Consider the following 25,420-nt stretch of genomic DNA (forward strand, 5'->3'; position numbering starts at 1 on the left):
CGCCTTTCAAGCCCTGAGACCTGAGACCTGAGACCTGAGACCTGAGACCTGAGACCTGTCTTACCCGTTCACCACCGTCGTGACGAACTCCGCCTCCGGCACCGCGCCGAGGATGTCGGCGCTTTCGTTGATCACGGTCTTGGGGACGCCGGAGACGCGGAAGCGTCGGACGAGATCCGGGTACTCCACGGCGGAAATCGCGGCGGTGATGACGTGATCGCTCTCGATCGCAAGCTGCCATCCCAGGCGGACCGCCCGGGGACAGTGGGGTCAAGTCGGCGTCGAGAAGATCTGCAGGTTGCGTGCTTCGGTGAGTGTCGCTACGAGCGAACGCGACTCTTCACTCAGCCCGGAGTCACCAGACGACGCGAGGACGATGCCCTGGAGCAGCGAGACGAGCTCGTAGCCGTCCGGCGCGCCGTAGAAGCGGAGGCCGCGATCGCGATCGCCGATGATCGCGAGGCCCGGCGCGGCGATGATGCCGTACAACTCGACATCGGCCTTGTCGAGCACCATGTTCTTTTCCTCGAGCGTGACCAGCGGGTTCGCCCGAGTCAGGTCTTCGAGGATCCGTGTGGTCGTGGCGCATGTCTCGCAGCCGAACGCCTGCACGAACAGGACGAGCCGCACCGGGTTCGTCATGCACGCCAACCGCTCGGTCAACGCCTTCATCTCGTCGTCGCTGAAATAGCTCACGCCTCGATGGTACGCCGTCGGCACACCACGCGTCGGCGCAGTGGTGGCGGCCTTGGAAAGCCTGACGCGGTTCCTCGACCTTCGGTGCCCGTCGAGCGCGCGCGACGGCTGCACACCGGAATCCCGACTCCCGACTCCCGACTCCCGAGTTCGACGTGGGTGATGCACGTGGTGCGCTATCGTTCCAGATGCCGATGAGCACCTCACCGCTGCGCCATGGCCGGAGCGCCAGGAAAACGGCCATGCCCAATTCCGGGCCTTCGACATTCCGGCCTTCCGGCATTGCGGCATTTTCAGGGTTCCCGAAAGATACCGTCACGTTCCTGCGCGCGCTGGCCCGTCACAACGACGAGGCGTGGATGGAAGCCAACCGGGCTCGCTACCAGGCCGCGATCCTCACGCCAGCTCGCCAATGCGTCGTCGACGTGGGAGAGGCGTTGCATGCGGCAGGGTGCCGCGTGATGGCCGATCCGCGGGTGAACGGCTCGATCTTCCGTATTGCGCGGGACCGTCGATTCCGGCCGGATGCCCCGCCGTACAAGACCCACCTCGCGCTCGTCTGGTGGGCGACCGAAGGTGAGCGGTTGGCGCAGCCCTCGTTCTACCTCCAGATCACCGGCAAGTCCTTCGAGCTTGGCGTCGGTCTTCCCGAGGTGCCTCGTGATCGCCTGCCCGCCTTCCGCCGGTGGTTGACGCAGGGCGACCATGCCGAGCGCATGATGGCGGCCATGCAGCAGGGGACCGCCGCGGGGGTGGAGTGGACCATCCGCCAGCTCGCGCGTCCGCCGCTGGAATTCCGTGGACTCGAAGGCGCGCGGGCGCAGGCCGTTCGCTATACCGGCGGCTGGGGCGGCTGGACGCGCACGCCGCATCCGCCCGAGCTGTTCACGCCGGCGTTCACCGGGTGGCTCGTCGAGACGTACAGGCCGCTCATGCCGTACTGGCGCGTACTCGCCGAAGGGCTTTCCCTAACGCCTAACGCCTAACCCTACGCTCAACGCCCACACGCCCAACGCCTCGCACAGCGTGCGCCGGTTGGTCTGGGTGCTCAGGCAGCTCTGGCGTCGGGCCGATGGCCGAAGCCGACGGCCGTCGAGGACGCCGTAACCTGGGCCCTACGCGTCCCGGGCTGAGCCAGATCGCGGTGCACTTACGGTCAGGTTGACAGCTTGTGAAACTTTTCACATTATGGGCCGGGTCTGGCCGGCGGCTCGACCTGATGGGGGACGGTCGTCGGTGGCCGTCATTCCGGTCGCCCGTTCCTTACGGGGTGTTCACGAACTAGGACCAATTCAGTCGGATCTCGTCGCGAACTCGTTGCGCGCGCCCACTGTTTTTCTGTGACAGAATACGCGCCGCCTTACGCGTCCAGCGGTAGGTGTGTCGCTACCTGAATCATGAGCCAGATTTTCCCGCGCAGCGCCAACGCGATCGCCCGTTTCTCCCTGGTCGGGGTCCTGCTCTTCGGCGGGTTGGTGACCTCGATCATCGGGATGGCCTTCCGATCCGATTACGTGACCGGCGCCAACGCGAACATCGAGCAGCCGGTGCAGTTCAGCCATCTCCATCACGCCGGCGGCATGGGGATCGATTGCCGCTACTGTCACACCTCGGTCGAGCAGGCCGCCTCGGCGAACATCCCACCGACCAAGACGTGCATGAATTGCCACACCCAGATCTGGGCCCAGAGCCCCTATCTGGAGCCCGTGCGTGCGAGTTTCAAGACCGGTGAGTCGCTGGTCTGGACGCGTGTCCACGACCTGCCCGACTTCGTGTATTTCAACCACTCGATCCACGTGAAGAAGGGCATGGGCTGCGAAACCTGCCATGGCCGCATCGACCAGATGCCGGGCATCCAGCAGAAGAGCTCGCTGCAGATGGAGTGGTGCCTGAACTGTCACCGCAATCCCGAGCAGTACGTCCGTCCGCATGAAGCCGTCTTCACGATGGGGTACGTGCCCGAGGGGAATCAGCTCGAAATCGGCCGCAAGCTGGTGCAGGAATACAAGATTCAGAGTTTGACGACCTGTTCGACGTGTCACCGGTGAGGACGTCCGGTGTGACAGGCGCGGCGGCCAGGACGGTCGTCTCGCGTGGTCGTCTGCCCGCTGTCGGCCCGGGGCCGTCAGCTTCCGTTGCGAACCATGAGTGATATCGATCTGTCGGCCATTCGCGCCCGGCTCGCCTCGGCTTCGGGGCCCACGTTCTGGCGCAGCCTGGACGAGGTTGCCGAGACGCCGGAGTTCCAGCAGTACCTGCAGCGCGAGTTCCCCGAGAACGCGGCGGAGTGGAGCGATCCGGCCGGGCGGCGACAGTTCCTCAAGTTGATGGGCGCATCGTTGGCGCTCGCCGGCGTGACCGGCTGCACGCGGCAGCCCACCGAACACATCGTCCCCTACGTCGTCGCGCCCGAGGGCTACGTCCCGGGCAAGACGCAGTTGTTCGCGACGGCGATGCCGCGTGATGGCTACGCCGAGCCCATGCTGGCCGTGAGTCATCACGGCCGGCCGATCAAGATCGAGCCGAACCCGGAACACCCGGCCGGCGGCGGCACCAGCCGCTATGCGCAGGCGTCGATTCTCGGCCTCTACGATCCGGATCGCTCCCAGGCCCTCACGTACATCGGCGAGATTCGTTCGTTCACGGATTACCAGACCGCGATGGCCGGCGCACTCAACGCGCAGCGCGCCGTTGCCGGCGCCGGCCTCCGCATCCTCACCGGTACGGTCACCTCGCCGACGCTCGCCTCGCAGATCGAGGCCACGCTGCAGGCCTTCCCGCAGGCGCGCTGGATCCAGTACGAACCACTGGGCGGCGGCGTCGCCGACGTACTGGGCCGCGCCTTCGGCCAGCGCGTCGAGCCGCGACTGAAGATCGAGAACGCCGACGTCATCCTGTCGCTCGACGGCGACTTCATGGATTGCGGGCCGGGCGAGATTCGCAACGCCCGGGCGTTCGCCGATCGGCGTCGTCTCGAGGGCGGCGTGACCACCATGAACCGGCTGTACATGGTGGAGAGCCGCACGAGCAACACCGGCACCAAGGCCGACCACCGTCTCGCGGTCCGTGCCGCCGACATCGACGCCGTAGCGCGCGCGATCGCCGCCAGGGTGGGGGTGGCCGGCGTGACGGCTGGCGCACTGCCTCCAACGGTGACGCAGGCCTGGATCGACGCCGCGGCTGCCGACCTCAAGGCGGCCGGTGCCAAGGCGCTGGTCGTGGCTGGTGAACAGCAGTCCGCAGCCGTCCAGGTGCTGGCGGCGGCGATGAACCAGGCGCTCGGCGCCGTCGGCTCCACCGTCGAGTATCTGCCGTCGCAGGCGGCGCGTGTCGACGGACGCATGGGCACGCTCGGCGAACTGGTCGGCGAGATGGCCGGGCGCAAGGTCGACCTGCTCGTCATGGTCGATGTCAATCCGGTATACGACGCGCCAGTCGATCTCGGCTTCGCGGATCAGCTGAAAAAGGTCACGGTGCGCGTCCACGCGGGGCTCTACGTCGACGAGACCGCGGAACTGTCGCAGTGGCACGTGCCGCTCACGCATTACCTGGAGAGCTGGGGCGATGTCCGCGCCGCCGACGGGACGGTGTCGATCATGCAGCCGCTGATCAACCCGTTGTACGACACGGCGCGCAGCCCGCACGAGGTGCTGGCGGCCTTTGGCGACACCCCCCTGGCGACGGCCTTCGAAACGGTCAAGGCCTACTGGGACGCGGCCTACGGCGCTGGATCGTTCACGGCACCCGACGGTGCGGCCTTCGCCAGCGGCGACAAGTTCTGGCGGCGCGCGGTGCACGACGGCTTCATCCACGGCACCGCCGCCACCGCGGTGACGATCGGAGCCCCGTCGGCGATACCGGCGGCTCCGGCTGCGCCGGCGCCGGAAGCCGTCGAGGTGACGTTCAGCGGCGACGCCAGCGTCCATGACGGCCGCTTTGCCAACAACCCGTGGCTGCAGGAACTGCCCAAGCCCCTCAACAAGGTCACCTGGGACAACGTCCTCATCATGAGCCCGCGCACCGCCGAGAAGTACGGCATCGCGGCGCAGAAGATGACCAGGTATCAGGCCCATGTGGCCACCGTGACCCTGAACGGGCGGTCGGTCTCCGGGCCGGTGTGGGTGCAGGCCGGTCATCCCGACAACTCGGTCAACCTGCAACTCGGGTACGGCCGCTCGCGTGCCGGCCGGGTCGGCACGGGTCTGGGCTACAACGCGAACCTGGTGCGCCGTTGGTCGGCGCCCTTCTTCGCCGTCGGCGCACAGGTGCAGGCGACTGGCGACACTTACACGGTCGCCAGCACGCAGATGCACTTCAACATGGAGCAGCGTGCGGTGGTTCGCGCCGCGCCGCTGCCGCTGTACAAGGCCGAACCCACGTTTGCCCAGCATATGACGCATGTCCCCAAGTACGAGGACACGCTGCATGGCAACGAGTGGCAGTACGCGGGCTACAAGTGGGGGATGGTCATCGACCTCAACGCCTGCGACGGGTGCAATGCCTGTGTCGTGGCGTGCGTGTCGGAGAACAACATCCCGGTCGTGGGCAAGGAGCAGGTCGCCAGGGGGCGCGAGATGCACTGGATCCGCATCGACCGCTACTACGAGGGCGATCTCGACAACCCCACGGTGCACGACCAGCCCCTCACGTGCATGCAGTGCGAGAACGCACCGTGCGAGGTGGTGTGTCCCGTCGCCGCGACGACGCACAACGAGGAGGGGCTGAACGACATGGTCTACAACCGCTGCGTGGGCACGCGCTACTGCGCGAACAACTGCCCCTACAAGGTGCGGCGGTTCAACTTCCTCCTCTTCTCCGACTGGGACACCAAGTCGCTGAAGATGGCGCGCAATCCCGAAGTCACGGTGCGCAGCCGCGGCGTGATGGAGAAGTGCACCTACTGCGTGCAGCGCATCAGCTCGGCGCGCATCACGTCCAAGCTCGAGGATCGGCGGATTCGCGATGGCGAGATCCGTACCGCGTGCCAGACGGCGTGCCCGACCAAGGCGATCCACTTCGGCGACCTGAACGACCCGGGCAGCCAGGTGGCCAAGCTCCGCGCCGAGCCGCGCAACTACGGGCTGCTCGAGGATCTCAACACGCGGCCGCGCACCACGTATCTGGCCGCCGTGCGCAACCCGAACCCGGTGATCTCCCCGGAGGCAGCGCAGGTGACCACCGGCGGTCACGGCGCTGCGGCCGAGGGGCATGCCCCGGCGACCGCGCCCGGGGAACACCCGGCTGCGCCTGGCTCCGGCGAGACAAGCGGCAAGGCGGCGGCTCCGGCCGCGCCGGCCAAGACGCACTAGGACATGTGTGGTGGCGCGCCCGCGTGGCGCGCCGCCGCTGATGCAGCAATCAGGACAGGACGCGAGGCAACCTTGCTAGACCACGCGAAGGAAGCAGTACCCGGAGCGCGCTACCTGGCGCCAGGGCACAACTTCGGATCGATCTCCGACAAGATCGCCGGGATCATCACGGGGCGCACGCCCTTCAGCTGGTTCGTCGGGTTCTTGATCGGCTTCAGCATCCTCCAGCTGCTGCTGGTGGCGCTGACCTACCTCGTGTTCAAGGGCACTGGCATCTGGGGCGTCAACAACCCGGTCGGCTGGGGCTTCGCAATCATCAACTTCGTGTGGTGGATCGGCATCGGCCATGCCGGCACGCTGATCTCCGCCATCCTGATGCTGTTCCGGCAGCACTGGCGCACCTCGATCAATCGCGCCGCCGAGGCCATGACGGTCTTTGCGGTCGCCTGCGCGGCCATCTTCCCGATCTTCCACACCGGCCGTCCCTGGCTCGCGGCCTACTGGCTGTTCCCGTATCCCAACTCGATGGCGCTGTGGCCCAACTTCCGCAGCCCGTTGATCTGGGACGTGTTCGCGGTCTCCACGTACGCGACGGTCTCGATCGTGTTCTGGTACATCGGCCTCATTCCCGACCTCGCCACGATGCGCGATCGCGCGAAGTCGCCGATCACGCAGCGGCTGTACGGCATGTTCGCGCTCGGCTGGCGCGGCTCGGCCATCCACTGGCAGCGTTACGAGACGGCGTCGCTGATGCTGGCGGGTCTGAGCACGCCGCTGGTGCTGTCGGTCCACACGGTGGTGAGCTTCGACTTCGCCGTCTCGGTGATCCCGGGCTGGCACGCGACGATCTTCCCGCCCTACTTCGTCGCCGGCGCGATCTACGCCGGATTCGCGATGGTGCTGACGCTGATGATCCCGATGCGCGCCATCTACGGTTTGCACGACTTCATCACCGAGCGCCACATCGACAACATGGCCAAGGTGACGCTGGCCACCGGCCTGATCGTCTTCTACGGCTACTGCATGGAGGCGTTCTTCGGCTGGTACAGCGCCAATCAGTTCGAGCAGTTCATGATCACGAACCGGATGACCGGTCCGTACGCGGGCTACTACTGGGCGCTGATCACCTGCAACGGCGTGATTCCACAGCTGCTCTGGTCCCGGAAGATCCGCACGTCGGTGGTGCCCCTCTTCGCCGTGTGCATGGTCGTCAACGTGGGCATGTGGCTCGAGCGATTCGTGATCGTCATCACCTCGCTGCATCGCGATTTCCTGCCCGGCTCCTGGGGCATGTACTACCCGACCGTGTGGGACTGGAGCACGTTCATCGGCACGATGGGCCTGTTCCTGACCCTGTTCTACCTCTTCATCCGCGTGCTGCCGATGATTTCGATCTTCGAGATCCGCACCCTGACGCCGGCGGCCCACGCCAAGGGGGATGCGCACCATGGCTGATGTCCAGCAGTCCGCTGGCGTCTACGGCGTGATGGCCGAATTCGCCGACGCAACCGAACTGGTGGCCGCGGCCAAGGCGGCCCACGCCGAAGGCTACCGGCAGATGGATGCGTTCACCGCCGCGCCGATCCACGGCCTGGCCGAGGCCCTCGGCCACGACGACCGGCGCGTGCAGAAGTTCACGTTCATCGGCGGCGTGCTCGGGTTCCTGGGCGGTTTCGCGCTCTGTTACTGGACCTCGGTGATCAACTACCCGCTCAACATCGGCGGCCGCCCGCTCAACAGCTGGGTGGCGTTCTCGATCCCGACGTACGAGACGACGATTCTCCTGTCGGCGCTGGCCACCGCGGGCGGCATGCTGGCCATCAGTGGCCTGCCGATGCCCTACCACCCGGTGTTCAACGTCGAGGCCTTCCGCAAGACCGCCAGCAGCACGGGCTTCTTCCTGTGCATCGAGGCCACCGATCCGCGGTTCGATCTCGCGCGGACGCGGGTGTTCCTCGAGGGACTGCGCCCCAGGGCGATCAACGAGGTGAACGCGTAAGCCATGGCCCACGCACTGAACATCGTCCGGGCGGCTCGGGGAGCCGCCCCTCCCGAGGTGGGGTGCGCCTCCGGACGCACGCGGCAGGGCCGCACCAGCCGGTTCGCCCTCATGGGCGGGCTGCTGCTGGCCGGCGGCCTGCTCGCGGGCTGCCGCCAGGACATGCACGACGCGCCGCGCTACGAAGCGCTCGAGGAGAGCGACTTCTTCGCCGACAAGCGGGCGATGCGCCCGATCCCGGAAGGCACGGTCGCCCGCGGCAACCTGCGCGAGGACGACGTCTACTACACCGGCAAGCGGGATGGCGAAATCATCCAGGAACTGCCCGCGCAGGTGAAGGTCGACAAGGCCCTCCTCGACCGCGGCCAGCAGCGCTTCAACATCTACTGCGCGCCGTGCCACTCGCCGCTCGGCGACGGCAACGGCACCGTCGTCCAGCGCGGCTACAAACGGCCGGCGTCGTATCACGACCCGCGGCTCCGGAACATGGGGATCGGCTACTTCTACGACGTGATCACGAACGGCTTCGGCCAGATGCCGGACTACACGGCGCAGGTGGCGCCCGCGGATCGCTGGGCGATCGCCGCCTACATCCGGGTGCTGCAGCGCAGCCAGGCGGGCACGATCGAGGATGTGCCGGCCGACCATCGCGGCGAACTCGACGGCAAGGCGCCGGCGGCCGAAGCGTCCCATGGAGGAGGGGCCGCGCATGACTGAGCCCACTCTCAACCCCGCGGACTTCCAGGCGCCGCCGCAGATCGACACGATGCAGAAGGTGGGGCTGGGGATGGGGCTGGTCGGCCTCATCGGCCTGGCCGTCGGCTTTGCCGGCGACCACGCCCAGTTCTACAAGTCGTACCTGCTGGCGTACGTATTCGTGCTCGGGATCCCGATCGGCAGCCTCGCGTTGCTGATGATCCACCACCTGTCGGGCGGTCGCTGGAGTCTCGCGCTGCGCCGGACGTTCGAGGCCTCGGCCCGCACCATCCCGCTGATGGCGGTGCTGTTCCTGCCCGTCATCCTCGGCATTCACGACCTCTACGAGTGGTCGCACGCGGATGTCGTGGCCGCGGACCCGATCCTGCTGCACAAGGCGCCGTACCTGAATCAGGCCGGCTTCATCCTGCGCGCTGCCGGCTACTTCGCCATCTGGTCGTTCCTGGCGGTGATGCTGGGCCGATGGTCGGCGCAGCAGGACAGCCAGGACTTCCCGCTCGATCGCTTCAACAAGATCAGCGGGCCGGGCGTCCTGATCCTCAGCCTCACGGTGACGTTCGCCTCGGTCGACTGGGTGATGTCGCTCGATCCGCACTGGTTCTCGACGATCTTCGGGCTGTGGTTCCTCGTCGGCATGGCACTGACGGCACTCGCGTTCTCGATCGTCGTCGCGTCGTTGCTGCACAGCAACGGCCACGTCGCCAAGGCGCTGTCGACGGACCGTTTCCACGACTACGGCACGCTGCTCTACGCCTTCATCATGCTGTGGGCGTACCTGGCCTATTCACAGTTCCTGATCGTCTGGTCGGCGAACCTGCCCGAGGAGATTCCGTACTACCTGCGCCGCTTCGGCGACGGCTGGCAGGGCGTGACGCTGGTCCTCGTCGCGGGCCACTTCGTGTTGCCCTGGCTGCTGCTGCTGTTCCGTTCCACCAAGCGCATCACGCGTCGCCTGGTCACGGTGGCGTGCCTGATGCTCGTCATGCGGTTCCTGGACGTGTTCTGGCTGATCGCGCCATGGGTCAAGCAGGGCGCGTTCGGCGTGCACTGGATGGACATCGCCGCCGTGTTCGCGGTGCTCGGCTTGTGGGTCGGCGCCTTCTGCTACCTGTTGAAGGGCCGGGCTGTCCTGCCGGTGGGCGACCCGTATCTTCCGGAGGCGTTGGCCGATGGCCACTGATCACCATCACCCCCGCACCTCGCACGGCGACGACGGACCCGGGCCGTTGAACCACGAGCCGACCGACATCTCCCTCGAGGGGATCGGCAAGCTCACCATCGGCTTCGTGATCATCCTGCTGGTCGTGTCGACGGCCATGTACGGCACTTACCGGCTGCTCGATCGCCGGGCGCGTGCGGCCGACGCGGCGGCGTCGAAACTCGACAAGGGCTACGGTCGCGTGGACGTCGCCGGCGCTCCGTTGATGAACGCGCCGAACGCCCTCGAGGCTGGTGGCCGCCTGCCCGCCGGTCCGAAGATGCTCACGAACGAACCAGTCTGGCTGCGCGACGTTCGCGCCCAGCAACTGGCCGCCACGACCACGTACGGCTGGGTCAACAAGGAAGCTGGCGTCGTCCGCGTGCCGATCGAACGCGCCAAGCAACTGATCCTCGAAGCAGGGTTGCCGGCGACAACGGCCCCCGCTGCGGCCCCGGAACCTGCGGCCGCTGCACCGGCGCCGGCCGCCCCTGGCGCGACGACTCCCGCGGCGCCGCCGCCGGGCGTGCACTAGGACAACGGTAGGGCCGGCTCTCCGAGCCGGCCGAGAGCAGGAAAACAGGAACTCAGGAAGTCAGGTACTTACGATGCACGCACTCGCCATCCTTCGTCACGCAGCGCTTGCGACCCTCCTGGTCGTCACGGCCGCCGTGTGGCCGGTGGCCGGACAGGGTGCCATCCGGTCCGAGCCGGGCGACCCGTCGGACAAGAAACCGAGGGCGCTCGAGGGCGTCACCTACGCGCAGCGGCTCGGGGATCAGGTGCCCGCCGACCTCGCGTTCGTCGACGAGACCGGCAAGTCCGTGCGTCTCGGCGACTACTTCGGCCGACGTCCGATCGTGCTCGCGCTGGCGTACTACGAATGCCCGATGCTCTGCACGCAGGTGCTGTCGGGGATGACCGCCGGGCTCAAGGGCCTCAAGTTCAGCGCCGGGCAGGAGTTCGAGGTCGTCGTGGTCAGCATCGACCCGGGCGAGGGGCCCGGGCTGGCAGCGGCCAAGAAGGCGACCTACGTCGCGCACTACGACCGCGAGAACACCGCCGGCGCATGGCACTTCCTCACCGGTCACAAGGCGGACATCGATCGCCTCGCGCAGACGGTGGGCTTCTCGTATTCGTACGACGAGACCATTGATCAGTACGCGCACGCCGCAGGGCTGTCGATCCTGACGCCCGACGGCAGGATTGCGCGATACCTCTTCGGCATCGACTTCGCGCCACGCGACCTGCGCCTGGCCATCGTCGAGGCAGCCGACCGCAAGATCGGGTCGCCGGTCGATTCGGTGCTGCTGTATTGCTATCACTACGATCCGGCCACGGGAAAGTACGGGCTGATGGCGATGCGGATCGTGCGGACCGCAGGCGTGCTGTTCGTGCTCGCGATGGTGGCGGGCTGGGTGGTCCTGCGGCGCCGCGAGCGCCGCGGCCTGTACGGCGTTCCCCCGGTGGGTGTGCCGCCGGGCGCTTCACACAAGGCGTAAGTCAAAGGATATGGGCGGCACCTTCACACTCTTTCCCACGCAGGCGTCGACGATGGCAGGTCGCGTCGACAACCTGTACTTCTTCATGCTCGCGGTCACCCTGTTCTTCTCGGTGGTCGTGGCGGGCCTCGTCGTGACGCTCGCGGTCAAGTACCGTCGCCGCAAGGCCGACGACGTGGGCGCGAACATCCACGGCAGCACGGCGCTCGAGGTCATCTGGACCGCGATCCCGCTGCTCATCGCCATGGTGATGTTCGTGTGGGGCACGAGCGTGTACTTTGCGCTCGCCAAGCCGCCCGCCGAGGCGATGGAGGTCTACATCGTCGGCAAGCGCTGGATGTGGAAGGCGCAGCACCTCACCGGACATCGTGAGATCAACCAGTTGCACGTGCCGGTGGGGACGCCGGTCAAGCTGCTGATCTCGTCCGAGGACGTGATCCACGCCTACTACATCCCGGCGTTCCGCCAGAAGATCGACGCCGTACCCGGCAAGACCACGACGATGTGGTTCGAGGCGAGCAAGGCAGGCACCTACCAGCTGTTCTGCGCGGAGTACTGCGGCACCCAGCACTCGGGCATGATCGGCAAGGTCGTCGCGATGGAGCCGCGTGAGTTCCAGCAGTGGCTCAGCGGCGGCGCACCGGCCGGGACGCTGACCTCGAGCGGCGAGCAGGAATTCGCCATGCTCGGTTGCGTGACCTGCCACCGCGACGACGGCTCGGGTCGCGCGCCGTCGCTCGTCGGCGTGTTCGGCAAGCCGCAGCGGATGGCCAACGGCACGACCGTCATCGCCGATGAGAGCTACCTGCGCGAATCGATCCTCAATCCGCAGGCGAAGGTGGTGCAGGGCTATCAGCCGCTCATGCCGGCCTACCAGGGACAGATCAGCGAGGACAACCTCGTGACGCTGCTCGCGTACATCAAGTCGCTCGAGAAGCCGGCGGCCAAAGGCGCGCCGGCGACGGACGAGAGTGCCGCCCCCGCGGGCAGGCAGTAGGACACGGCCATGCACGAAGTCAGAACCAACGAACTCGATTCATCGTCGGCGCCCACGACGCCGGCCGTGCACTACCTCAACGCGACACACGGCGCGGCGTCCTGGTTCTTCACGAAGGACCACAAGCGCATCGCGCTGCTGTACCTGTACTCGGTGTCGACCTTCTTCCTCGTCGGCGGCATCTTCGCGATGCTCGTCCGCCTGGAGCTCGCCACGCCGCGTGGCGACCTGCTCTCGGCCGAGACCTACAACAAGGTCTTCACCGCGCATGGCGTGGTGATGGTGTTCTTCTTCCTGATTCCGGCGATCCCCGCCATCCTCGGCAACTTCCTGGTGCCCCTGATGATCGGCGCCAAGGACCTCGCGTTCCCGCGCATCAACCTGGCGAGCTGGTATCTCTACATGACCGGCGGCCTCTTCGGCGTCGCCGTGCTGGTCATGGGCGGCGTGGACACGGGCTGGACGTTCTACACGCCGTATTCCACGGCGGCGTCCAATTCGCACGTCGTGCTGACCGCGCTCGGCGCGTTCGTCGCCGGCTTCTCGTCGATCTTCACCGGCCTGAACTTCATCGTCACCATCCACACGATGCGCGCCCCGGGAATGACGTGGGATCGACTGCCGCTGTTCATCTGGTCGCACTACGCGACGAGCCTGATCATGATGCTCGGCACGCCGGTCGTGGCGGTGACCCTGATGATGGTCGTGCTCGAGCGCACGCTCCGCCTCGGATTCTTCAACCCGGACCTCGGCGGCGACCCGGTGCTGTTCCAGCACCTGTTCTGGTTCTACTCGCACCCGGCCGTCTACATCATGGTGCTGCCCGGGATGGGCGTGATCAGCGAGATTGTCGCGGCGTTCTCCCGCAAGCCGGTGTTCGGCTACAAGATGGTCGCGATGGCCAGCCTGGGCATCGCGCTGATCGGCTTCCTGGTGTGGGGCCATCACATGTTCACGACGAGCCAGTCCGTGCTGGCGGCGGTGACGTTCTCGTTCCTGAGCTTCCTGGTGGCCATCCCCTCGGCCATCAAGGTGTTCAACTGGACGGCGACGCTGTATCGTGGCTCGGTGCTGCTGGACTCGCCGATGCTGTACGCGATCGGGTTCATCGGCCTGTTCACCATCGGCGGCCTCACGGGGCTGTTCCTGGCGGCCATCGGCCTGGACATCCACGTCCACGACACGTACTTCGTCGTGGCGCACTTCCATTACGTGATGGTGGGCGGGACGTTGCTGGCCTATCTCGGCGGCCTGCACTACTGGTGGCCGAAGATCACGGGCAAGCTCTACTCCGAGCCGTGGGCCAAGACGTCGGCGGTAATCGTCTTCGTCGGCTTCAACCTGACCTTCTTCCCGCAGTTCGTCCTGGGCTACATGGGCATGCCGCGCCGGTACCACGCGTACCCGGCCGAGGAACTGTCGTGGCAGGTGCTGAACGTCCTGTCCTCCGCGGGCGCGTCGATCCTGGCCATCGGGCTCTTTCTGCCGCTGATCTACCTGACCTATGCCGCGTTCAGGGGACGGCCAGCCGGGCCGAACCCGTGGGGCGCCTACGGACTCGAGTGGGAGACCACGTCCCCCCCGCCGACCGCGAATTTCGAGGTCACGCCGATCGTGACCAAGCCGGCGTACTACTACGCCCCCGAGGAGCACTGAGGTGAGCCACTCGACCGCGCACGCCGCGCATCACCCGGCGCTGCAGCACCATTTCGACACCCTCGAGCAGCAGCAGAACGCCAGCACGCTCGGGATGTGGTGGTTCCTGGTCACCGAAGTGCTGTTCTTCGGCGGTTTCTTCATGACGTACATCCTCTACCGGTGGATGTACAACGCCTCGTTCCATGAGGCGAGCCACGAGCTCAACGTGTGGCTCGGCCTCTTCAACACCGCGGTCCTCATCGGCAGCTCGCTGACGATGGCGCTAGCGGTGCGTGCCAGCAAGACGGGCGAGAAGTCGCAGCTGGTGATGTTCCTCATCCTGACGCTGCTGCTCGGGAGTGTCTTCCTCGGCGTGAAGGTGATCGAGTACTCGGAGAAGTTCACCCATCACCTCGTGCCGGGCGCACACTTCCAGTTCCACGACGCAACCCTGAAGAACGGCGCGGAGATCTACTTCTCGCTCTACTTCGGGATGACCGGCCTGCACGCCACGCACATGATCTTCGGCGGCTTCGTGCTCGTGCCGCTGATCGTGATGGCCGCCCGCGGCAAGTTCGGTCCCGCCTGGTATACGCCGATCGAGCTCTTCGGGCTCTACTGGCACTTCGTCGACATCGTCTGGATTTTCCTGTTCCCGCTGTTGTATCTGATGTGACGGGAGTCGGGAAACGGGAAACGGGAAACGGGAAACGGGAAACGGGAAACGGGAAACGAGATTCGGGAACCTGGAGATGAAGCCGCCGGACTTGTCCGGCGGTCGATTTAGCACTGACCGTCGACCTGAAGGTCGACGGCGACAACGGCGGACCTGAGGTCGGCGGTAGCGTCAGCTCTCAGGCGTCAAGCGTCAAGCGTCAAGCGTTAGGCGTTCCATCAGGCATCAGGCATCAGGCATCAGGCATTACCAATGTCCCACGTCGCTCCCAAGTCGCAGCTCTTCGCCGTCTTCGCCGCCCTCATGGTGCTCACAGTCGCCACGGTGCTCGTCTCGCGCCTGAACCTCGGGTATTTCAACCTGCCGGTGGCCATGGTGGTGGCCGTGACCAAGGCGTTGCTGGTCATCCTGATCTTCATGGAAGTGAAGTACAGCCCGAAACTGGTGCAGGTCACTGCCGGGGTCGGCTTTCTGTTTCTCGGCATCATGATTCTCTACACGATGACCGACTACCTCAGCCGAAACATGCTCGGCGTCGCTGGGCGCTAGCGGCAGAGCGCTTCGGCGAAGAATGAAGTCTGGAGGGCCGGCGAAAGCCGGCCTTTCGTGCGTCTGGGCACCCCGGCCTGACCGGAGACTCGGTGACGGCGAGTCCGCAGTTGACGGTGGACGACTCGCCCTTCCTGCTGAACGTCCCTCCGACGTTGGCCGCGGGCGCCAGCGTCGGTCCGGTGCTGATGCTCCGTGTGAACATCAGCCCCGCCGCCCTTCCAGGCACGTACGGGGGCACTCTCGCGGTGCTCGGCGGAAGCAGCCCTGGGGCGTTGGGCGCGCTCGACGACGAGACGTTCGAGGTCATCGTGCGCCAGACGTCCACGGCCGTGCCGGAACCGGCGACGTGGCTCCTCGCGGCGAACGGGTCGGCGGTGATTGGCATCCGGCGCCGTCGACCGCTGACCGTCGAAAGATCGATTGGACGGTCACGTCGGGCTGGGACAGCCCGACGCTACCTTCGGCGAATCCCGGTACCCGGTACCCGGTACCCGGTACCCGGTACCCGTGTTTGAGGCCTCCCCGCCGAACGGGTGGGCCAGCCACACCGGCGCGGTAGCATGTGGGGACCTGTCCCCACATGCCCACTCCAGTCCTTCTTGCCGTTGACGACGATCCCGCGGTGCGCGCGGCGCTCGAACGCGACCTGCGCCAGCACTACGACGATGACGACATCCCTGTGGACCGTCAGTACGAGGTCATGGCCACCGGTTCGGGGACGGCGGCGATCGACCTGATCGGCCGCCTGCAGGGGCGCCGGCAACCGATTGCGCTGGTCCTCTCGGATGAGCGCATGCCGGGGATGAGCGGTGTCGACCTGCTCACGAAGGTCCGCGAGATCTCGCCAGACACCAAGCGAGTCCTGCTCACCGCCTACGCCGACACCGACGTGGCGATCCGCGGCGTGAACCGGGCGCGACTGGATCTGTACCTCACCAAGCCCTGGAACCCGACCGAACTTTTCTCGCCGATCGACGATCTCCTGGCCGTCTGGCGCGCCGAGTTCCGCGCCGAGAGCCACCTCACCGAACTGTTCGGTGATCGTTGGTCGAAACAGTGCTACGAACTGCGAGAGTTCCTCTCGCGTAACCGGGTGCCCTTCCACTACCACGACACGGCCACCGCCGAAGGCCAGGAAGCCCTGCGGACCATGGCGGGCAACACGATGCCGCCGCTGCCGTTCGTGGTGACCGAGGACGGCCAGCGGCTCGAGCATCCGACGACGACGGACCTGGCCCGGCACGTGCACTTGCAGACGCGCGCCGAGTTCGAGCGGTACCACCTCGTGGTGGTGGGCGCCGGTCCTGCCGGCCTGACGTCGAGCGTCTACGGCGCATCCGAAGGCCTGAAGACGTTGCTGCTCGATCGCGATGCGCCTGGCGGGCAGGCGGGTCTCAGCGCCCGCATCGAGAATTACCTCGGATTTCCGGAAGGCCTCTCGGGGCGTGATCTTGCCAATCGAGCGGTGACGCAGGCGCGCCGGTTCAAGGTCGAGATCGTGAGTCCGCAGGCGGTGACCGCCCTGGACGTCGACAACGAGTACAAGGTCCTGACCTTCGCCGATGGCAGCAAGGTCCAGGCCGACACGGTCGTCCTCGCGATGGGCGTGCAGTGGCGCAAGCTCTCCGGCGTCGACGACCTCGATCGGTTCACAGGGGCCGGTGTCTACTACGGCGCCTCGATGGCCGAGGCGCGCACCTGCCAGGACGAGACGGTGCACATCGTCGGCGGTGCGAACTCCGCGGGCCAGGCGGCGCTCAACTTCGCTGAGTACGCCCACAAGGTCGTGATGCTCGTGCGTGGGCCGGACCTGGCCGCCTCGATGTCCGAATACCTGATCCGGAACATCGAGGCGCACGACAAGATCGAGGTGTCGACCAACACCTGCGTGGTCGGCGCCGATGGCGACGACCGCCTCCGCTGCCTCGAACTCGCGTCACCAAGCGGCGAGGGCCGGCGCAAGGTGGAGGCGACCTCCCTCTACGTGATGATCGGCGCGGCCCCCGATACGGAGTGGCTCGGCGACGTCGTTGCGCGCGATGCTCATGGCTACATCCGCACGGGTCCGGACCTGCCGCGCATCGACGGGACGACACGCGTCAAGGGCTGGCCTCGTTCCAGGGAGCCCTGGCTGCTCGAGACGTGCGTGCCCGGCGTGTTTGCGGCCGGTGACGTCCGCTGCGGTTCGGTGAAGCGGGTGGCGTCGGGTGTGGGTGAGGGGGCCGTGGCCATCCAGTTCGTGCACCAGTACCTCGCGGGGAAGTGACATGAGTGATCCGCAAGCCGAGCCGCTCGTCGACGCCTTGCGTCGCGTTCGTGTCTTCGACGGGTTGGACGACGCACAGCGGCAATGGCTCGCGGAGCGGATGGAGGAGGCCCACTTCGAGGTGGGCCACACCCTGTTCGAGGTGGGGGCGGTGGCAGACCGCATGATCGCGATGCTTTCTGGCGAGCTCCAGGTCGTGGTCTCGGGCACGAACGAGCCCTTCCTCTTCGTGCACGAGGGCGACGTGTCGGGCTTGCTGCCGTACTCGCGGATGACCGTCCTGCGCGCGACCGCCCGGGCGACACGACCCAGCCGCGTCGCGTTCCTGCACAAGCGGCATTTTCCAGACCTGTTGCGCGAGTTGCCGTCGGTGGCCGAGCGGCTCGTGTGGATGATGGCCGACCGCATCCGGGAGTTCGCGGTCCACGAGACCCACCGCGAGAAGCTGATGGCGCTCGGGAAGCTCTCGGCAGGCCTCGCGCACGAGCTCAATAATCCGGCGTCCGCGGTGCAGCGGGCGGCCGCACAGCTCTGTACGCTGCTCACCGAGTTGCAGGCGCACGCGGCGGGTGCCGCGGCGTCGTCGCTGGCCGAGCGGCTGATGGTGACCGACACGCCGGGCGATCCGCTCGACCGGTCGGATCGCGAACGCGGCTTGCGCCAGTGGTCGAAATCGGCCGGCCTCGATGTTCCCCGGGATGCATTGACCGCGCTTGCCGATGCCGGCCTGGACGCCAACGAGGTCACGCAACTTGTCGCAGGCATCCCCCAGAGTGAGGTCGCGTCCCTGCTGGTGCGGATCACAATGGCGTGGCGGGCCCGGTCGCTCGTCGACGACATCGAGAAGGCGACGACGCGCATTGCCGATCTTGTCGGGGCGATCAAGGAGTACGCCTACCGCGACCAGGCGCCGACCCAGACGGTGGACGTGCGCTCGAGCCTCGATCGGACGCTGACGGTGTTCACGCCGCGGCTGAAGCACGGCGTGACCGTCGAGCGGGACTACCAGGAAGACCTGCCGTCGATCCAGGCCAACGCAGGCGAGTTGACCCAGATGTGGACCAACCTGATCGACAACGCCCTCGACGCCATGCAGGAGAGCGGCACGCTGCGCGTTCGGGCTGCCCGTGACAATGAGACGCTCGTGGTCCAGATCGGTGACAGCGGACCAGGCATCCCGAAGGAGATCCAGCGCCAGGTATTCGAGCCGTTCTTCACCACCAAGCCGCAGGGCGAAGGCACCGGCCTCGGCCTCGACATCGTCCGCGGCATCGCCCAGCGGCACCAGGGGGCGGTCCGCGTGTTGCATTCGGAACCCGGGGATACGGTGATGCAGGTGCGGTTGCCGATTGGAAGCGTCGCAAACGAGGAGAACGCCAGTGGCGATCACGTGCCGGCATCGTGACCAGGACACGCATCCGTCCCCGCGCAACAATGGCTGCGAGGAGTGCCTGAAGAGCGGCGACACATGGGTGCACCTGCGCCTGTGCCTCGTGTGCGGTCACGTCGGTTGCTGCGATTCGTCGAGAAACAAGCACGCGACGCAGCACTTCCACGATACGCAGCATCCGCTCGTGCGCTCGCTCGAGCGCGGCGAACACTGGGCCTGGTGCTACGCCGACGAGGAGTTCTTCGACGAGGCGTAGCTGCTACCGCCGATCTCAAGTCTCAAGTCTCAAGTCTCAGGTCTCAAGGAAGATCGACATTGAGGGTGTGGTTGCCTGAGACCTGAGTCCTGACTCCTGAGACCTGAGTCCTGAGACCTGAAGCTGTTTAGCCGCCCGGCGCAAGTTGCAGCGCGAGCTGCTTGAGGAACAGGCCGACGTCGGTGACAACGCCTACCGTCTGCGCAGAGCCGCGATCGGATAGCTTGGTGACGACGGCGGGGTTGATGTCGACGCACACGACCTTGACCCATGACGGCAGCATGTTGCCGACGCCGATGGCATGCAGCATCGACGAGAGCATCACCACCAGGCCGGCGCCTTCGAGCAGCGCCGCATAGCGCTCCTGCGCCTCGATGAGGTCCATCACCGTGTCGCGCAGCGGCCCGTCGTCGCGGATGCTGCCGGCGAGCACGAAGGGCACCCGGTGCGTGACCAGGTCGTACATCACGCCGCTCGTGAGTACCCCGGACTCGACGGCCGGGACGATGCCGCCGGCGCGGTTGACCCGGTTGATCGCTTTCATGTGGTGCTTGTGTCCCTCGTGGACCGGCACGCCCTGGGCGAGGTCCACACCGAGGGAGGTCCCGAAGAAGCACGACTCGATGTCGTGCACCGCGATCGCGTTGCCGGCCAGCAGCGCGTCCACCCAGCCGGTTCGAATCAGCTCGGAGAAATAGGGAGCGCCACCGGTGTGCACCACCACCGGACCGGCCACGAACACGATGCGTCCGCCGCGCGCCCGCACGTCGCGCATCACGTGGGCGATGCGCGCCACGGTGGCTTCCACGCGCCGCTCCGACGAGATGTCGTTGGCCATGAAGGCGAAGTGCTGCCGATCGCGCTCCTGGAACTCGGGGACGATGCGGATGCCGTCGGTGCCGCAGACCACCCGGTCGCCGCGGCGGACGTCGCGCAGCTTGCGGCAGGTCGCGCGCGCGTTGTCCGCGCTGACGACGACGATGGCGTCCATGCGTTGCTGCTGGACATCGAGCCATCGACCGTCGACGCGCACGGTCGTGCGGTGATTGGTCGTCGAGTAGAAATCTTCCGGCACGGCGCCGTCCATGTCCGCCTCTCGGACAACGGCGTCGGTTTGCACGACCGGGGCGCATCCGAGCGGCAACAACGCCTCGAGAATGCGATCCAACTGCTCGGACGAAAATGCAGAAACCCGAAGAACGAGCTCGGAGACGTCGTTGTTGGTGCGACCGATCTCGAACTTTTGCACCTCGAATGCGCCTTCGTGCGCGATCACCGCATCGAAGATCGTATTCAATAATCCGGAGTCGATCAGGTGTCCGTGCGCTTCGACGACGACGGCGGTCTCGCCCTTCATGACGGCAGAGTAGGTCAACGGCGCGGAAAATCCCATCTCATATCGGCCGGCTCACACCGCGCGGCTTGAAGTTCTGTCGAGTCTTCACTACCCTTCGTCATCGTTCAGTCACAACAGGGGGTCACGCGTATGAGTGGATTCTTCAGCGGATCCGGGACGCGATTGCTAATCGCGCTATGTCTTGTCGCCGCCACGAACGCGGCGGCGTGGGCACAGTCGGGCCTGGCAACCATCACCGGCATCGTCACGGATACCCAGGGCGCAGCAGTGCCAGGTGTCATGGTCACGGCGACCAACACGGCAACCAGCGTGCCGTACACGGGTGTGAGCAACGAGGCGGGCGTCTACACCATCAACGCCCTGCCGATCGGCACCTACCAGGTGAAGGTCGAGTTGCAGGGCTTCAAGGCCGTGACCGTCAGTGCCTCGCTTTCGGCTGGCCAGACGGCACGTATCGACGCCGCGCTCGAGGTCGGGAGTCTCACGGAGTCGGTCGAGGTGACCGCCACCAGCGCCATCCTGCAGACCGAGAACGCCGTCGTCGGCGGCAAGTTGGACCGCGAGCAGGTGGAGAAGCTGCCGATTCAGGGACGCAACCTGTCAACAGCAGCGCTGTACACGAGCGGTGTGACCACGCCGAATCCATCGTCGTTCAACAGCCTGAAGAACACGGGCGGCGGACGTCCGTTCGTCAACGGGCAGCGCGAGCAGGCCAACAACTTCATGCTCGACGGCGTGGACATGAACGACGCCATCGACAACCTGATTGCCTACCAGCCGAGCCCGGACGCGGTGGAGCAGGTCAGCGTCGAGACGAACAACTACTCGCCCGAGCAGGGCAACGTCGCCGGCGCCATCATCAACATGGTGCTCAAGTCTGGGACCAACAGCGTCAGCGGCAACGGCTTCTACTACTGGCGCGACAACGAACTCGCGGCGACGCCGTGGGCGACCAATAGGGCCGGCGGCCGGAAGTCCGAGTTCTCGCGCGACATCTTCGGCGGCACCGTCGGCGGCCCGATCGCGAAGGGCAAGCTGTTCTTCTTCGCCGACTACCAGGGCGGACGGCAGGAGGCCCCGCCTGCCGACTCGTTCACGACCGTCATCCCGGATCCGTGGCGCAACGGCGACCTGAGCAGCCTGCTGCCGGGCATCGTCATCTACGATCCGCTCACGAACCAGCCGTTCCCGAACAACCAGATCCCGACGAGCCGGTTCAGCCAGTTCGCCCGGAACCTGCTCGCGAACGAGGCCCTGTACCCGCGGGCCAATGTCACGCGCGCGATGTCGGACTTCCGCAACAACTACCTCGGCAAGGCCGCGTCCTCCGAGCGGACGAACCAGTTCGACGCCAAGATCGACTGGAACGCGTCGACCAATGACAAGATCTACGTGCGCTACTCGAAGCAGACGCACTTGTCCGAGACCGAAGAGACGGCCATGCCGTTGCTGTACGGGTCGATCAGCGAAAACCCGTTCTGGAGCGTGGCCGGCAACTGGAACCGCATCTTCGGGGCCAACATCGTCAATGACCTACTCGTCGGGTACAACGACAACTCGTTCAACAACGTGCCACTTGATCTGCGTGGACTCGGGTCGTTGAACAACCAGCTTGGCATCGGTGGCAGTCAGCCGATACCCGGTCTCACCCAAGTTCTCATGGGCAACAACGTGACCAACATCGGCACGCTCGGCGGCGCGAGCAACACCAACAACGGCGTGTTGCAGATCAACGAGCGTCTCACCTGGCTGAAGGGCCGGCACACGCTGAAGTTCGGCGGGTCGTGGAACCATTACGTGATGGAGCGCTACTACGCCGGCAACAACGGCGTGTTGGGCTACATCGGCTACGGCGGCACATTCACCCGCGCAGTGGGCGCCAGCACGGGTGGCGCCCCGTTTGCCGACTTCCTGCTCGACTACGTCTCGAGCAAGGGCCGCGGTTCGCTCACCGACGCGTGGACGCAGCTGCAGGATCGCACCGCGCTCTATGTGGCCGACGACTACAAGATCACCGACAACCTGACGTTGAACCTCGCCATGCGATGGGGCTACACGTCGCCGCTGGTTGAGAAGGACGATCGCCAGGCCAACTTCGACCTGACCAATGCCGAGCAGCTGCTTGCCGGACAGAACGGCAACAGCCGTGCCCTGTATGAGCCGTATTACAACGGCTGGGAGCCGCGTCTCGGCGCCGCTTACAGGGCCGGGGAGAAGTGGGTCTTCCGCGGCGGCTACGGCATCACCCAGTACATGGAAGGCACCGGCGCGAACCTGCGCCTGCCGCTGAACCCCCCGTTCTTCTTCGAGTCGCAGGTTGACTGGGTCGGCCCGAGCGGTCCGTCCGGCACGATCTCGACCGGCTTCGAAGGCCTGCAGGCGCTCGACCGGCCCTCGGGCCAGCTGAGGGCGTGGGACCCGAACCTGCGGCCGCAGTTCACCCAGCAGTGGAACGCCTTTGCTGAGTACCTGCTGACATCGCGCGCCTCGATCAACATCGGCTACGTCGGCAACAAGTCGACCCACCTGGTGACGCCGATCGATGGCAACCAGGCTCTCCCCGGTACCGGTCCCGCGAGCACGTGGCTCCCGCTGCAGCAGCGTCGCCCCCTGTTCGTCTTCAACCCGCTGATCAACAGCATCAGCACCACGGCGTCGCGCGGCCGCAGTGACTACCACTCACTGCAGACGACGTTCCGGCAGCGCCTGACCGCAGGTCTCGATTTCGTGGCCAACTACACCCTGGGCCGGGCCAATTCGAACAACCTCGGGTACTACGGTTCGGGCGGCGTGGCGGCGGAAAGCGCCTACCCGGTCAACAGCTACGACATCGAGGCCAACTACGGCCCGGCGTTCTTCGACGCCAGGCACATCTTTTCGATGGCGGGCAGCTACCAGGTGCCGTTTGGCCGCGACCGCGCCCATGGCTCGTCGATCAGCAAGCCGCTCGACTGGGTGGTCGGAGGCTGGGACGCCAGCTTCGCCTTCACGGCGCACTCCGGGTACCCGATCACGGTGCAGGACGGCACCACTGCGGCCAATCCGTCACTCCAAACGACCAGGGCTGTGCCATTCCCGGACCTGATCGGCGATCCCGTCCCGGCCGATCAGAACATCAACATGTGGTTAAACCGATCGGCGTTCCAGTCGCCCGCGCTCGGCACATTCGGCAACGCAGGCGTTGGTGTCGCGCGCGCCCCGAAGTACTGGAACGTGGACTTCTCGCTGTCCAAGCGGTTCGTCACCTTCGGGCGCCAGTACATCCAGGTGCGCGGCGAGGCGTACAACCTGCTGAACCACCCGAACTTCGGTCCGCCGGATCGCAACATCCAGAACCAGACGTTCGGTACGATCACCAGCACGATCGGTGACCCCCGGGTCATTCAGCTCGTCGCCAAGTACTTCTTCTAGGAAAAGGAAGAAGGGCGAAAAGGGCGAAAAGACGGAAAGGCAGAATCGAAGGACGAAGGGGAAAGGCCTTCAGGGATTCAAGTCCTTGAAGGCCTTTCTTTTCCGATGGGGTTTTTCGTAGTCGTCGACCTTCAGGTCGACGGAACTTGCTGGTTCAGGAACTCCGCACACCCACGCCGAAGGAGTTTCCGGCGGCCACCGGCTTGGTTCCCTCGACGTCTATCTCGAGCAGTTTCTCGCTGCCGATCTGGCGGCCTGTCTCGTCCTGCAGGCTCTTGACGATCTGCTTCGTCTTCACGTCGACGACTTCGCCCGTCGACGGCCAGGCGTGGCGGCCGTCAAGGCTGAAGGTGATCCAGCCTGGCTGATCGCGCACCTTGACGGTTGCGATCTGCTTCGGCGGCATCACCGTCGCGTCGAATACGTGCATCGCAAGGTTGTGGCCGTCGCAGAGCCAGATTTCCTTGCCGTCCGGTGTGACGCCGATGCCGTGGCTCGGGCAGGCGTGTCGCGCGACCGGGCCCTTCTGGTAGCCGGTGACGTCGACCTTGTGCAGCACCGCACCGGTCCGAAGGTCGCCAATTTCGAACCCGAGTCGTTCGTTGACGTTGACGTAGGCCAGCCCGCGCGCGGCGTCGACGGTGAACGGTCGGATGGACGCCGAGAACGGGCCGACCTTGCTCGTCACGGCATGCGTGGCTGAATCAGCGACGTTCAGGTACGGCGACTTGAGGCCTGCCAGGTACACGCGCGCGCCGTCCGGCGCATAGAGCGTGTTGTGCGCTCCGGAGTTGACGATGATCGAGGTGCGCGTCTCGCCCGTCAGTCCGTCGATGACGTTCCAGTGCGGGCCCTCGAAGGACGGCACGTAGAGTGTGCGGCCGTCTGGCGATGCCGACAGCCGGTCGCAACCGCCGGCGGGCGCGACGTCCCACGCGATCGTGTCGGTCGCGAGATCGATGCAGAGCAGGCGGCTGATCGTGGTGACCCAGAGGCGTCCGGTCGCCGCGCTCGCCGCCACACCCTTCACGTTCTCGACTTCCTTGCCCGGCGCTGCGGCCCACGTGGGGATGCGCCTCACGAACGCGTAGTCACGGTCGATGTCGTAGACCAGCACGCCGACGCCGCCGTACTGCTGGTAGTTCCTGATGCCCGGCTGGGCGATATAGAGGAGTCGTTGTCGTGCCGGCGCCGCGGCCAGTCCGGCAAGAGATGCCGCGGCGACCGCGCCGGTCGTGGCCAGGAACTCACGTCGCTTCATGGGGCCTCCCGGTGCGCGGATGATAGTCCAAGGCGGCATTTTGACAGAACGTCGAACGCTGAACGCCGAACGCCGACGCGGCAGCACTTGCCGTCGACCTCGGCATCGACGGTCGACCTGAAGGTCGACCGCTACGAGTCGTCGTTACCCATCGCAAGAACCTTCCGTCTGAGGGCTCTCTCCAGCGGAAGATAG

The 25,420-nt window shown here is 66.1% G+C and carries 21 protein-coding genes and 1 pseudogene; 18 read left to right on the forward strand and 4 right to left on the reverse strand.

Going from position 1 to position 25,420, the window contains the following annotated elements; all coding sequences use genetic code 11:
* Window positions 1-60 precede the first annotated feature (60 nt).
* Both LuPra_RS01865 and LuPra_RS01870 read right to left on the reverse strand, forming a co-directional pair.
* Window positions 61-258, reverse strand: a pseudogene (locus LuPra_RS01865) (thioredoxin family protein); the annotation flags it as partial.
* Between the two features lie 12 nt (window positions 259-270).
* Window positions 271-696, reverse strand: coding sequence for a hypothetical protein (locus LuPra_RS01870; RefSeq protein WP_157898632.1), 426 nt, complete (start codon window positions 694-696; stop codon window positions 271-273).
* Window positions 697-938: 242 nt separating this feature from the next.
* Between LuPra_RS01870 and LuPra_RS01875 the strand changes: the two genes are divergently transcribed.
* The 17 genes from LuPra_RS01875 to LuPra_RS01955 all read left to right on the forward strand — a co-directional run bounded on the left by LuPra_RS01875 (window position 939) and on the right by LuPra_RS01955 (window position 19,196).
* Entirely contained in the window at window positions 939-1,682 is a 744-nt protein-coding gene (locus LuPra_RS01875; protein WP_157898633.1) for a DUF2461 family protein, read from the forward strand.
* A 411-nt stretch (window positions 1,683-2,093) separates the two neighbouring features.
* Window positions 2,094-2,744 carry a cytochrome c3 family protein gene (locus tag LuPra_RS01880; protein ID WP_110169192.1) on the forward strand — a complete coding sequence of 217 codons (651 nt, stop codon included), beginning with the start codon at window positions 2,094-2,096 and terminating at the stop codon, window positions 2,742-2,744.
* Between the two features lie 96 nt (window positions 2,745-2,840).
* Window positions 2,841-6,005: a TAT-variant-translocated molybdopterin oxidoreductase gene (locus tag LuPra_RS01885; RefSeq protein WP_110174476.1), complete on the forward strand. Its 3,165-nt coding sequence runs from the start codon at window positions 2,841-2,843 to the stop codon at window positions 6,003-6,005.
* Window positions 6,006-6,077: 72 nt separating this feature from the next.
* Window positions 6,078-7,460, forward strand: a complete 1,383-nt coding sequence (nrfD, locus tag LuPra_RS01890) for an NrfD/PsrC family molybdoenzyme membrane anchor subunit (protein ID WP_234800678.1) — start codon at window positions 6,078-6,080, stop codon at window positions 7,458-7,460.
* On the forward strand, window positions 7,453-8,004 hold the full coding sequence (locus LuPra_RS01895) for a DUF3341 domain-containing protein (protein WP_234800679.1): 552 nt from the start codon (window positions 7,453-7,455) through the stop codon (window positions 8,002-8,004). The genes nrfD and LuPra_RS01895 overlap by 8 nt, the downstream gene beginning before the upstream one ends.
* 3 nt (window positions 8,005-8,007) lie before the next feature.
* Window positions 8,008-8,721, forward strand: a complete 714-nt coding sequence (locus LuPra_RS01900) for a c-type cytochrome (RefSeq protein ID WP_234800680.1) — start codon at window positions 8,008-8,010, stop codon at window positions 8,719-8,721.
* Window positions 8,714-9,901 carry a hypothetical protein gene (locus LuPra_RS01905; RefSeq protein ID WP_110169194.1) on the forward strand — a complete coding sequence of 396 codons (1,188 nt, stop codon included), beginning with the start codon at window positions 8,714-8,716 and terminating at the stop codon, window positions 9,899-9,901. The genes LuPra_RS01900 and LuPra_RS01905 overlap by 8 nt, the downstream gene beginning before the upstream one ends.
* On the forward strand, window positions 9,891-10,454 hold the full coding sequence (locus LuPra_RS32770) for a hypothetical protein (protein ID WP_201792173.1): 564 nt from the start codon (window positions 9,891-9,893) through the stop codon (window positions 10,452-10,454). The genes LuPra_RS01905 and LuPra_RS32770 overlap by 11 nt, the downstream gene beginning before the upstream one ends.
* 73 nt (window positions 10,455-10,527) lie before the next feature.
* Window positions 10,528-11,421 (forward strand): SCO family protein, encoded by an 894-nt coding sequence (locus tag LuPra_RS01915; RefSeq protein ID WP_110169195.1) that lies wholly within the window; start codon window positions 10,528-10,530, stop codon window positions 11,419-11,421.
* 10 nt (window positions 11,422-11,431) lie between these two features.
* A complete protein-coding gene (gene coxB, locus LuPra_RS01920; RefSeq protein ID WP_110169196.1) occupies window positions 11,432-12,418 on the forward strand; it encodes a cytochrome c oxidase subunit II in 987 nt (328 codons plus the stop codon).
* A gap of 9 nt (window positions 12,419-12,427) precedes the next feature.
* Window positions 12,428-14,074, forward strand: coding sequence for a cytochrome c oxidase subunit I (ctaD, locus tag LuPra_RS01925; protein ID WP_110169197.1), 1,647 nt, complete (start codon window positions 12,428-12,430; stop codon window positions 14,072-14,074).
* A gap of 1 nt (window position 14,075) precedes the next feature.
* Window positions 14,076-14,732, forward strand: coding sequence for a cytochrome c oxidase subunit 3 (locus tag LuPra_RS01930; protein ID WP_110169198.1), 657 nt, complete (start codon window positions 14,076-14,078; stop codon window positions 14,730-14,732).
* A gap of 252 nt (window positions 14,733-14,984) precedes the next feature.
* Window positions 14,985-15,281, forward strand: a complete 297-nt coding sequence (locus LuPra_RS01935) for a cytochrome C oxidase subunit IV family protein (protein ID WP_110169199.1) — start codon at window positions 14,985-14,987, stop codon at window positions 15,279-15,281.
* Window positions 15,282-15,373: 92 nt separating this feature from the next.
* Window positions 15,374-15,799 (forward strand): PEP-CTERM sorting domain-containing protein, encoded by a 426-nt coding sequence (locus LuPra_RS01940; RefSeq protein ID WP_110169200.1) that lies wholly within the window; start codon window positions 15,374-15,376, stop codon window positions 15,797-15,799.
* A 65-nt stretch (window positions 15,800-15,864) separates the two neighbouring features.
* Window positions 15,865-17,550, forward strand: coding sequence for an NAD(P)/FAD-dependent oxidoreductase (locus LuPra_RS01945; RefSeq protein ID WP_110169201.1), 1,686 nt, complete (start codon window positions 15,865-15,867; stop codon window positions 17,548-17,550).
* 1 nt (window position 17,551) lies between these two features.
* Window positions 17,552-18,955, forward strand: coding sequence for a sensor histidine kinase (locus LuPra_RS01950; RefSeq protein ID WP_110169202.1), 1,404 nt, complete (start codon window positions 17,552-17,554; stop codon window positions 18,953-18,955).
* A complete protein-coding gene (locus LuPra_RS01955) occupies window positions 18,930-19,196 on the forward strand; it encodes a ubiquitin carboxyl-terminal hydrolase 14 (RefSeq protein ID WP_110169203.1) in 267 nt (88 codons plus the stop codon). Before LuPra_RS01950 ends, LuPra_RS01955 begins: the two co-directional genes overlap by 26 nt.
* A gap of 127 nt (window positions 19,197-19,323) precedes the next feature.
* On the opposite strand, the gene LuPra_RS01960 is transcribed toward LuPra_RS01955, so the two are convergent.
* On the reverse strand, window positions 19,324-20,553 hold the full coding sequence (locus tag LuPra_RS01960; protein ID WP_110174479.1) for an ornithine cyclodeaminase, nickel-pincer nucleotide-dependent: 1,230 nt from the start codon (window positions 20,551-20,553) through the stop codon (window positions 19,324-19,326).
* A gap of 129 nt (window positions 20,554-20,682) precedes the next feature.
* Between LuPra_RS01960 and LuPra_RS01965 the strand changes: the two genes are divergently transcribed.
* Window positions 20,683-23,964 (forward strand): TonB-dependent receptor, encoded by a 3,282-nt coding sequence (locus LuPra_RS01965; RefSeq protein ID WP_110169204.1) that lies wholly within the window; start codon window positions 20,683-20,685, stop codon window positions 23,962-23,964.
* Window positions 23,965-24,118: 154 nt separating this feature from the next.
* Here the strand turns inward: LuPra_RS01965 and LuPra_RS01970 are convergent, their stop codons facing one another.
* Complete coding sequence (locus LuPra_RS01970) at window positions 24,119-25,225, reverse strand: YncE family protein (protein ID WP_110169205.1); 1,107 nt, start codon at window positions 25,223-25,225, stop codon at window positions 24,119-24,121.
* Window positions 25,226-25,420: the final 195 nt, after the last annotated feature.

Origin of the sequence: Luteitalea pratensis, from assembly GCF_001618865.1 — a bacterium.
GTDB classification, from domain to species: domain Bacteria; phylum Acidobacteriota; class Vicinamibacteria; order Vicinamibacterales; family Vicinamibacteraceae; genus Luteitalea; species Luteitalea pratensis.